Here is a 10050-nt window from a genome sequence, read left to right as displayed (position 1 = left end):
CGCAGGGGCGGGGCGGCCGCGTCGCCCCCTGCCACAGAACGCGGCCGGCGCGGGCGCTCGCTGCCCGCGCCGGCCGCTGCGCTGGCCGGGTCCGCACGCGCGGCCAGCAGGTCGAAGTCGCGGTCGTAGCCGGCGTGGCGCAGTGCCGCGCCCAGCGTCGGGTCGACCAGTCCGTCGGTCGCGCGCGCGACGCGCAGCGCGACGGCGACCGCGTGGGCGAAGGTGCGCGAGACCTCGACGGCCGCGCCCCCGGCGGCGTTGACCGCGCTCAGCTCCGAGTCGTCGCGGAAGCGGCTGCAGGCCAGCTCGAACGCGGCCAGCTCGCGCTCCACGACGCGGCGGGCGGCGGGCAGCGCGGCGGGGTCGGTGACGACCACCTTCGCGGTCGTGCCGAGCGCGCGCCAGGTCGCCGTCGCGAGCGTGGTCATGAGGCCCCCGACGACGCCTGCGGGGCGGCGCTCGACGCCTGCGGCGCGCTCGACGGCGCCTGCAGCGTCGCGCCGTCGGACGACTGCGTCGCGCTGGAGCCGCTCGCGCCCGCATCGGCCGAGTCGCTCCCGCTGGCGCCGATCGAGGAGCCGCTCGTGCTCGAGCCGGCCGCGCCACTCGCGCCCGTCGCCGACGCGGCCGTCGAGGTCGTCGCGCCATCGTGCGTGCCCGCCGCGGCGAGCCCGGCGAAGGCGCCGGTCAGCACGACCGCGCCGCCGGCGAGCCAGCGGCGCGCGTGGCGGGCGCGGCGCAGGCCGGCGTCGCGCAGCGAGGTGCGGTCGGTGGGGGAGGGATCGTTCGCTGGCATGGGACCAGCGTGCGCCGCGACTGCGAGCGTCCCCTATGCCGCGCGTAAGAGTTGCCTGAGAGGCGCGCGCCTCGCACGGGCGCCCGCCCGCGCCCGCCGCCCCGCGAGGCGCCGGCCGCCTCAGCCCTCGCGGCAGTCGCTGCAGGCGCCGTGCAGCACGACGTCGTGCTCGTCGACGGCGAAGCTGAGGCGTCTGGAGACCTGCTCGATCGCCTGCTCCAGCGACGGGTCCTCGAACGGCTCGATCGTGCCGCAGTTGTCGCAGACGAGGTGATGGTGGTGGTCGCCGTCGGGCTGGTGGCGCTCGTAGCGCGCGATCCCCTGGCCGACGTCGATCCGCTGCACCAGTCTCAGCTCCGTCAGCAGCTCGAGGATGCGGTAGACGCTCGCGCGGCCGACGGCGCGGCCGCCGTCGCGCAGCCTGTCGTCGATCTCCTGCGCGGTCAGCGCGCAGTCCTGCTCGGCGAGCAGCTCGACGACCGCGTTGCGCGCGCCGCCCTTGCGGTGCCCCGCCTCCGTGAGCGTGCGCAGCGTGTGCTCCTGCCAATCGGCTGAGGAATGCGCGTGCGCGTGCGCGGTGTGCGAATGCGGTTCGGACATCCCCTCGATCGTAGCGTGCCAGCGGGCCGTGGGACTCGATCTCATCTAGACTCGGCGGCCGTGTTCGAGGCGTTCGACTACCCGTTCATGCAGAGAGCGCTCGTCGAGCTGCTGGTGCTGTCGATCGCCGCCGGCACGCTCGGCACGTGGATCGTGCTGCGCGGCCTCGCCTTCTACTCGCACGGCGTCGCCGCGGCCGCCTTCCCCGGCCTCGTGCTCGCCGACGGCCTCGGCTTCAGCGCCGCGCTCGGAGCGTTCGGCGTCGCGCTGATCTTCGCGCTGACGGTCGGGCGGCTGGCGGCGCGCGCCGACGGCGGCCACGACGCGTTGACGGCGCTCGTGCTGGTCGCCGCGCTGGCGATCGGCGTCGTGCTCGCCTCCGACGTGTTCGAGTCCGGCGCGAACGTCGAGACGCTGCTGTTCGGCTCGCTGCTGGCGATCGGCGCCGACGACATCCGCCTCGCGGCGCTCGTCGCCGCGCTCGCGCTGCTGGCGACCTTCGTGCTCGGCCAGCGCTGGCTGACGGCCGGCTTCGACCCCGGCGCGGCGCGCTCGCTCGGCGTCCGCTCACCGGCGGCCGACCTCGTGCTGCTGGTGCTGATCGCGCTCGCGGCGGTCGCGACGCTGTCGGCGGTCGGCGCGCTGCTGGCGACGGCGCTGCTGGTCGTGCCGGCGGCGACGACGCGGCTGCTGACGCGGCGGCTGCTGCCGTGGCAGCTGGCGACGGTCGCGCTCGCGGCGGCCGAGGGGACGGCCGGCCTGTGGCTGTCGTTCGAGACCAACGCGCCGCCCGGCGCGACGATCGCCGTGATCGCCGGCGGCGGCTTCGCGCTCGTCGCGCTCGGCCGCGCCGGGACGGCGACGCTCACCCACCTGCGCGCGCGGCGACTGGCCGCAACCGCGCAGCCGGGAGGCGCCGCATGAGCGACGCGAGCCCGCCGATCGCGCCGTCCGGCGCCGACAGCGCCCTCGTCACCGCCGCCGACCTCGCCGTCGGCTACAGCGCCGCGCCGGTCCTGACCGGCGTCTCCTTCGCGCTGCACGCCGGCGAGCGGATCGGCGTGCTCGGCCCCAACGGCGGCGGCAAGACGACGCTCTTCCGCGCTCTCCTGAACGAGCTGAGACCGCTCGCGGGAGAACTGAGACTCGCCGTCCGCGCCGGCACCGTCCCGCAGACCGAGCGCTCGCGGCTCGACTTCCCCGTCAGCGCGCTCGACGTCGCGCTGATGGGCACGATCGCCGGCCGCCCCTGGTGGAAGCGCCCCGGCCGCGCCGAGCGCGCCGCCGCGCACGCCGCGCTCAGACGGGTCGGTCTCGACGCACTCGCCGAGCGCTCCTTCGGCGAGCTCTCAGGCGGGCAGCGCCAGCGCGTGCTGGTCGCTCGCGCGCTCGTGCAGGACGCCCGCATCGTGCTGCTCGACGAGCCCTTCACCGGACTCGACAACGTCAGCGCGCAGCGGCTGGAGCAGCTGCTCGACGAGCTGGCGGCGGAGGGGCGCGGCGTGCTGATCGCCACGCACGACGTCGACCAGGCGCGCGCCTGGGACCAGGTCCTCTGCCTGAACCGCCGGCAGGTCGCGTTCGGCCCGCCGGCGAGCACGCTCACGCTGGAAGTGCTGGCGGCGACCTACGGCGGCTCGATCGTGACGCTGCCGCAGGACGGCGGCGAGCGGCTGGCGATCCTCCCGCCGCACCACCACGACCACGACCATTGAGCTGAAGCGCGCCCCGTGCTCGACGCCCTCACCGAGCCCTTCTCCGCCGGCATCATGCAGCGCGCGCTGCTGGAGATCCTGATCCTCGGCGCCGTCGGCGGCGCGCTCGGCTGCTGGATCGTGCTGTCGGAGCTGTCGTACGGGGCCGAGTCACTCGCGCACGGGATGTTCCCCGGCCTCGTCCTCGCGGCGCTCGCAGGCGTGCCGCTGCTGCTCGGCGGCGCGGTCGGGATCCTCGTCGCGGCGCTGGCGGTCGCGCTCGCCGGGCGGATCCCGGGCGTCGGGCGCGACAACTCGGTCGCGGTCGTCGTCACGACGCTGTTCGGGCTCGGCGTGCTGCTGGCGCTCAGCCCCGACGTGCCGCCGGGAATCCAGGGGCTGCTGTTCGGCGACATCCTCGGCACGACCGAGGGCGACCTGATCGCGGGCGCTGCGCTCGCGGCGGCGCTGCTGGTCGCGCTGCGGCTGATGCACTGGCGGCTGCTGGCGGTCGGCTTCGACCGCTCCAGCGCGCGCGCCGTCGGCGCCTCGCCGCTGGTCGCCGACGCGGTCCTGCTGACGCTGCTGGCGGTCGCGGTGCTGGTCGCCGTCCAGGGGCTCGGCAACCTGCTCGTCGTGGCGGTGCTGGTGGCGCCCGCGGCGGCGGCGCGGCTGCTCTGCCGGCGGCTGCTGCCGATGATGGTGGCGGCGGTCGCGATCGCCGTCGCGGCGGGGATCGCGGGGCTCTACCTCTCCTACTACGCGAAGGTCGCGGCCGGCGCCTCGGTCGCCGGTCTGATGGTCGCCGCGTACCTGCTCGCGCGGCTCGGCGCGCTCGCGGCGACGGCGCGTGCCTGAGCGCACGATCACCCTTACGCGCACGGCTACATTGAGTACATGCGATTCCTGACTCGAAAGACCGACATGGTGGACGCCGAGCGCGCGCTGGCCGGGCGCGAGCAGGCGATTCCCGTCCCGCCGCGGCACACGGTGCTCGGCAACCCGCTCACGCCGCCCTTCCCGGAGGGGTACGAGCGCGCGATCTTCGGCCTCGGCTGCTTCTGGGGCGCCGAGCGCGTCTTCTGGCAGGCGCCGGGCGTCTACACGACGGCCGTCGGCTACGCCGGGGGCTTCACGCAGAACCCGACCTACGAGGAGGTCTGCTCGGCGCAGACCGGCCACACCGAGGCCGTGCTGGTCGTCTTCGACCCGGCGAGAACGAGCTACGAGCAGCTGCTGAAGCTGTTCTGGGAGAACCACGACCCGACCCAGGGCATGCGCCAGGGCAACGACGTCGGCACCCAGTACCGCTCGGCGATCTACACGACCAGCGACGCGCAGGCCGAGCAGGCGCTCGCCTCCCGCGAGGTCTATGAGGCTGCGCTCAACGCGAGTTCCCCCAACGGAGGGGAGCACGGAATCCTCGGTGGAACTCGCAATGCGAAGCACGAGATCACGACCGAGATCGCCCCGGAGAGAACGTTCTACTACGCCGAGGACTATCACCAGCAGTACCTCGACAAGAACCCGAACGGCTACTGCGGGCTCGGCGGCACCGGCGTCTCCTGCCCGATCGGGCTCGCCGCGGCCTGACGGACGCTGACCCCGCGCGGGTCAGATACCTAACACCGTTCGAAGCGGAAGCGCGTGCGCGGCTAAGGTCGCACCCCCTCGCGGCCGATAGCGCAGGCAAATGCGCATATCGGAGATCGAGGGGGACGCGGCCGGCCTCAGCGCCCAGGGCCTCGTCAGCGCCGTCTACCAGCCGGTGATCGAGCTGGCCAGCGGCGGAGTCGTCGGATACGAGGCGCTCGCACGCGGCCCGCAGGGCGGCGAGCTGGAGCGTCCGGACAAGCTGCTGTCGGCCGCACGCCGCGCCGGACTGCTCAACCAGGTCGACTGGGAATGCCGCCTCGCGGCGGTCTCCGGGGCGCTCGACGCCGGCCTCGACCGCTCGACGACGTTGTTCGTGAACATGGAGCCGGAGGCGGTCGGTCCCAGTGCCGATGGCGACGGCCGCGCGCCGGAGCTGTGGCTGCGGGCCGAGCAGTCGCTGTCGGTCGCCGTCGAGCTGCCCGCCGGGGCGCTGCGCGCCCGCCCGCGCGAGCTGGTCCGCGCCGCCGACGCCTGCCGCGACCGCGGCTGGACGGTCGTGCTCGACGACGTCGGCGCCGATCGCGACTCGCTCGCGGTGCTGCCGCTGGTCGCGCCCGACGCGATCAAGCTCGACCTGCGTGCGGCGCGCGCCAACGGGACGCAGACGCCGGCGCTCGCCGACGTCGCCTCGGCCGTCTGGGCCGAGCAGGAGCGCACCGGCGCGGCGATCGTCGCGGAGGGCATCGAGACCGAGCGGCAGCTGGAGCAGGCACGCGGGATCGGCGCGACGCTCGGCCAGGGCTGGCTGTGGGGGCGCCCCGGCGCGCTGCCGAGCGAGGCCGCGCCCGGCGCCGCCGGCGGGCTCTCGCACGAGCCGCGCGGGATCGCGCTGACCGGCACCCCGTATGAGCTGGTCACCGCCGCTCGCGAGCCGCGCGACTGCGACGCGGCGACGATGGGCGCGATGAGCCGGCATCTGGAGACGCTCGCGGAGGGGATCGGCGGCGGCGCGATCGTGCTCGCCGGCTTCCAGGACGCGAGCAGCTTCAGCGGCCGCGTGCGCAGGCGTTACCGGCTGCTCGCGGCCAACGCGACGCTCGTCGCCGTCGTCGGCGCCGGGATCGGCGCGCAGCCGGCGGTCGGTGTGGTCGGCGCCGGCGTCGCCCCCGACGACGAGCTGCGGCGCGAGTGGAGCGTCGTCGTGCTCAGCCCTGGCTACGCGGCCGCGCTCGTCGGCCGAGAGCAGGAGGAAGAGGGCGACCGCCGCTTCCGCTTCGTGATGACCCATGACCGCGCGCTCGTCGTCGCGGCCGCGCGCTCGCTGGCGGCTCGGCTGGGCTGAGATGCGGGCGGTCGTGAACATCGCCCGGCGGCTCGCCGACGACCCTCGCGACGAGGGCGTGCTGATGAACTTCACCTCCGGGCTGATGTGGTTCGCGGCGGGGATCGGCGGGGCGGTCGCGCTCGCGCTGCCGGGCACCTCGCACGCCCATCTCGGCTGGCTGATCGCGTTGACGGTCGCCTCGTTCGCGTGGGGCGCGCTATTGCTGAGCCTGCGCTTCCCGAAGCCCGGGACCTGCCTCGAGCTGCGCGGGCTGACGACGGCGCTGCTGATCGGCGTCGTCGGCGTCGCGCTGTGGGCGACCGGCGGCGCGCGCAGCTACCTGCAGCCGATCCTGCTGTTCACCGGCCTGCACGTCGCCTACTTCTACCCGCCGCGGCTGGCCTGGCCGCTGCTGGCGCTGTTCGTCGCCACCTACGCCTCGCCGCTGCTCTACGACGGCCACGCGGTCGACGACGGCTACCCGGCGCGCGTGCTGCTGTTCTCGGTCGCGCTCGGCGCCACCTACGCGATCATGCGGCTGCTGAAGCGGCGCCTGGTCAGCGCCGAGCAGCGCCAGCGCGCGATGGCAGAACGCGACGCGCTGACGGGGCTGGCGAACCGGCGCGCCTTCGACAGCGCGCTCGCCGACGCCGTCGAGCAGCGGGACCAGCACGGCCGCTCGGCCGCGCTGCTGCTGATCGACTTCGACGACTTCAAGGCGGTCAACGACACGTACGGCCATCCCGTCGGCGACGCGGTGCTGCAGGCGGTCGCCGTCGCCTGCGAGCCGGAGGTGCGCGGCGTCGACTGCCTCGCGCGGATCGGCGGCGACGAGTTCGCCGTCGTCGCGCCGGGCGCGGGCGCCGTCGGCGCCGAGCGGCTCGCGGCCGCGCTGCACGCGGCGATCGCCGCCGCCCCGCTGGTGCCGGAGGTCGGCGCGGTCGCGGTCACGATCGCGTGGGCGACGGTGCCCGACGACGCGGTGACGGCCGATCACCTCTTCCGCGTCGCGGACCGTCGCCTGATGGAGCGCAAGCGGGCACGCAGGGCGGGCGGCCGCAGACGCCGCACGCGCAGCGCGGCGACGCGCACTCCGCACCCGTCGGCCTGAGCGCGCGACGCGCGCGCCGCACCCGTCCGCCTGAACGCGCTCCGCCCGGCGGCGCCGGCGCCGGCGCACGCTTGTCGCGCGCGCGGGTCGCCGCTCAGACCGGCGCGACCTGCTCCTGCGTCAGCCGCATCGCCTCGCGCACCCGCCGCAGCCAGCGGATCGTCGCGTGCAGGTGCTCGACCTCGGCGTCGCGCACCATCGCCGCCGCGACCGCCGGCCACGATGGCGCGTCCGCGACGAGCGCCTCGACGTCGCGCCCGCCCTCGTGCTCCTCCAGTCGCTCGACGCAGACGCGCTCCTGCTCATGCGTCAGCTCGATCAGGCGCGGCAGGTCGGCGGGGCGCGACAGCGCCAGCTTCAGGTGCAGCTCCTCGCGCAGCGGTGCCAGCGACGACGTCGCCGCCATCCACTCGTCGAACCGTCCCAGACCGCGCTCGGTCGGCTCGTAGACGACGCGCGGCGCCCCGCGCACGGTCCGCCGCCGCGTCGGCGCGACGGCCTCGTCGTCGCCGGGGACCGGGCGCACCAGCCCCTCCTGCTCGAGCTTGTCGAGCGCGACGTAGATCGCGCCGGCGTTGAGCTGCCAGGCGGGGCCGACCTGCTCCTCGAAGCGCTGCACGAGGTCGTAGCCATAACCGCGCCGTTGCACCAGCAGTCCGAGGACCGCGTATTTCACTGACATGCCGTGCCTCGCACTGTCCGGCCACCCCTAAATTGCTCGCCCCGTGAAACGCGAGCGTACCTCAAGGTCACGACGCCTGCCAGCGGTCGTCCAGCAGGCTGGACAAGGTGTCCACGAGGGTGGACGTGGCACGGCGCCGGGGCCGGGGCGCCGGGCGCGGAGGCGGCTGGGGCGCTCGCTACAGTCCCCCGATGCCACGACTCACGTTCCCCCGCTTCGCAGTGCCCGTCCTGCTCGCCCTCTCCGTCGGCCTCGCCGCGTGCGGCGGCTCCGACGAGCCCGAGCAGGTCGACGCGACCGTGACGCAGCCGCGCACGACGCCGACGCAGGCCGCGACGGTGACGATGCCGACGGAGACGACGCCGGCGCCGACGACCACGACCCCGCCTCCGACGACGCAGCCGCAGACGACGGCCACCCAACCGCCCGCGACGACGCCCGCGCAGACGACGCCGGAGGACACCGGCGGCGCGACCGCGCCCCCGGCCGACGATCCCGGCGGCGCCGCGCCCGGCGAGGACGGCGGCGGCACCGCCGCTCCCGCGTCCTCCTCCTGCGGCAACGTCGCCGGCGGCTTCATCACCGGCGTGCAGGCCGAGGGCGCCGACTGCTCCGAGGCGAGCGGCGTTGCCAGCGCCTGGATCGACGCGATCGGCGAGTCCGGTCCCGACGCCGACGTGGCGGCCGCCGGCTTCGCCTGCAGCGGCTCGCTCGCCGGCACCAAGACGAGCGTCACCTGCATCGCCGACGGCGGCAGACGCGTCACCTTCCAGGCCGCTCCGTAGCGGCCTCACAGCGGCCGTCGCGGGCTCTTCGCCCGTCGCGCTGCTACCGTCAGTGACACGAGCGGCGCCTTGCCGCTCGTGAGGTTCTGGTCTTCGAGGTGCGCTTGGAGCGCGATTCGGGTCAAGGAATCTCCCGAATCGTCCGTGTGCCGGGACGGATTTCCTCCCCGCCGCGAGAAGGAGCACCAACAGAATGTCCACGTCCTTTGCCGATCTCGGCAGCTCGACTGCGGTCGTCAACGCGCTCTCCAAGCGCGGCATCGACACCGCCTTCCCGATCCAGCAGCTCGTCGTCCCCGACGTGCTCGAGGGTCACGACGTCCTGATCCAGTCGCCGACCGGCAGCGGCAAGACGCTCGCGTTCGGCGTGCCGCTCGTCGACTGCATCGAGGCGACCGACAAGCGCCCGTCGGCGCTCGTGCTCGCCCCCACGCGGGAGCTGGCGACGCAGATCGTCGAGGAGATCCGCGAGCTGGCGCACGCCCGCGCGCTCTCGATCACCGCCGTCTACGGCGGCGTCGGCCTCGAGAGACAGGCTCGCAACGCCGCCAGATCGCACATCCTCGTCGCGACCCCCGGCCGGCTCGAGGACCTGCTCGCGCGCAGAGCGTTCACGCTCGCGAACGTGAAGCTGCTCGTGCTCGACGAGGCCGACCGCATGCTCGACATGGGCTTCCGCCCGGCCGTCGACCGGATCGTCCGCGCGACCAACGAGGACGATCGCCAGACGATGCTCTTCTCGGCCACGCTGAAGGGCGAGGTCGACCGGATCGCGAGCGAGTACACCTACGAGGCCAGACGCCACGAGCTGGCGCCGGCGCCGGAGAGAGTGGCCGACATCGACCACCGCTTCCTGCCGGTCGTGCACGAGCACAAGCTCGACCACCTCGTGAAGGAGCTGCGTCACCACGACCGCGGCCTGACGCTCGTCTTCGTCAGAACGAAGCGCGGCGCCGACCGTCTCGTCAAGCGCCTCAGAGCACAGAACGTCGAGTCGGTCGCGATGCACGGCGACAAGACGCAGGGCCAGCGCGAGCGCGCGCTCGCACGTTTCGAGCGCGGCGAGGTCGACGTGCTCGTCGCGACCGACGTCGCCGCCCGCGGCATCGACGTCAACGGCGTCAGCCACGTGATCAACTTCGACGCGCCCGAGGACCGCGAGGGCTACGTCCACCGCATCGGCCGCACCGGCCGCGCCGGCGCGACCGGCGTCGGCATCACCTTCGTGATGGCCGACCAGGCGAAGGACATGGGCAAGCTCGCCGTCGAGCTCGGCCTGCAGCGCGAGTTCGCCGAGACCGGCTTCTCCGTCGACGTCGCGCCGCAGCGTCAGCAGCAGCGTCAGGGCAACGGCAGCAACGCCGCCGGCGGCGGTCGCAACCGCAACCGGCGCCGGCGCGGTCGCGGCGGCGCGGGCGGCGGTGCGCAGGGCGGCGGCCAGCAGGGCGGCGGCGCCTCCTCG

12 protein-coding genes are annotated in these 10050 nt (G+C 74.7%); 8 read left to right on the top strand and 4 right to left on the bottom strand.

Annotated features, from left to right (window positions below; genetic code table 11):
- The 3 genes from R7226_RS29885 to R7226_RS29875 all read right to left on the bottom strand — a co-directional run.
- Positions 1–428, bottom strand: a 428-nt coding sequence (locus R7226_RS29885) for an FAD:protein FMN transferase (RefSeq protein WP_318601143.1), incomplete at its 3' end; no start/stop codon positions are given.
- Complete coding sequence (locus R7226_RS29880; protein WP_318601142.1) at positions 425–796, bottom strand: hypothetical protein; 372 nt, start codon at positions 794–796, stop codon at positions 425–427. The genes R7226_RS29880 and R7226_RS29885, both read right to left, overlap by 4 nt.
- A 120-nt stretch (positions 797–916) precedes the next feature.
- Positions 917–1396, bottom strand: coding sequence for a Fur family transcriptional regulator (locus R7226_RS29875; RefSeq protein WP_318601140.1), 480 nt, complete (start codon positions 1394–1396; stop codon positions 917–919).
- 60 nt (positions 1397–1456) lie between these two features.
- On the opposite strand from R7226_RS29875, the gene R7226_RS29870 reads away from it, so the two are divergent.
- From R7226_RS29870 to R7226_RS29845, 6 genes are all read left to right on the top strand, one after another.
- Positions 1457–2320, top strand: a complete 864-nt coding sequence (locus tag R7226_RS29870; RefSeq protein WP_318601138.1) for a metal ABC transporter permease — start codon at positions 1457–1459, stop codon at positions 2318–2320.
- Positions 2317–3111 (top strand): metal ABC transporter ATP-binding protein, encoded by a 795-nt coding sequence (locus tag R7226_RS29865; protein ID WP_318601136.1) that lies wholly within the window; start codon positions 2317–2319, stop codon positions 3109–3111. Before R7226_RS29870 ends, R7226_RS29865 begins: the two co-directional genes overlap by 4 nt.
- A gap of 15 nt (positions 3112–3126) precedes the next feature.
- On the top strand, positions 3127–3948 hold the full coding sequence (locus R7226_RS29860) for a metal ABC transporter permease (RefSeq protein ID WP_318601134.1): 822 nt from the start codon (positions 3127–3129) through the stop codon (positions 3946–3948).
- A gap of 39 nt (positions 3949–3987) precedes the next feature.
- The gene (gene msrA, locus R7226_RS29855; RefSeq protein WP_318601133.1) at positions 3988–4683 is read left to right on the top strand and encodes a peptide-methionine (S)-S-oxide reductase MsrA; all 696 of its coding nucleotides are present in this window, start codon (positions 3988–3990) and stop codon (positions 4681–4683) included.
- 100 nt (positions 4684–4783) lie between these two features.
- Positions 4784–6028, top strand: coding sequence for a sensor domain-containing phosphodiesterase (locus tag R7226_RS29850; protein WP_318601131.1), 1245 nt, complete (start codon positions 4784–4786; stop codon positions 6026–6028).
- Between the two features lie 13 nt (positions 6029–6041).
- Positions 6042–7121, top strand: coding sequence for a GGDEF domain-containing protein (locus R7226_RS29845; protein ID WP_318601130.1), 1080 nt, complete (start codon positions 6042–6044; stop codon positions 7119–7121).
- A 94-nt stretch (positions 7122–7215) separates the two neighbouring features.
- Here R7226_RS29845 and R7226_RS29840 read toward each other — a convergent pair whose 3' ends face one another.
- Positions 7216–7803: a PadR family transcriptional regulator gene (locus R7226_RS29840; RefSeq protein WP_318601129.1), complete on the bottom strand. Its 588-nt coding sequence runs from the start codon at positions 7801–7803 to the stop codon at positions 7216–7218.
- Positions 7804–7994: 191 nt separating this feature from the next.
- Here R7226_RS29840 and R7226_RS29835 point away from each other — a divergent pair, with 191 nt between their 5' ends.
- Together R7226_RS29835 and R7226_RS29830 are read left to right on the top strand one after the other, a co-directional pair.
- Positions 7995–8588: a hypothetical protein gene (locus R7226_RS29835; protein ID WP_318601128.1), complete on the top strand. Its 594-nt coding sequence runs from the start codon at positions 7995–7997 to the stop codon at positions 8586–8588.
- A gap of 193 nt (positions 8589–8781) precedes the next feature.
- On the top strand, positions 8782–10050 hold a 1269-nt coding region (locus R7226_RS29830), incomplete at its 3' end, for a DEAD/DEAH box helicase (RefSeq protein ID WP_318601127.1).

This window comes from Conexibacter stalactiti, assembly GCF_033542075.1.
Lineage (GTDB): Bacteria > Actinomycetota > Thermoleophilia > Solirubrobacterales > Solirubrobacteraceae > Conexibacter > Conexibacter stalactiti.
Note: the sequence above shows the minus strand (reverse complement) of the source record. Positions and strands in the feature narration are given on the sequence as shown.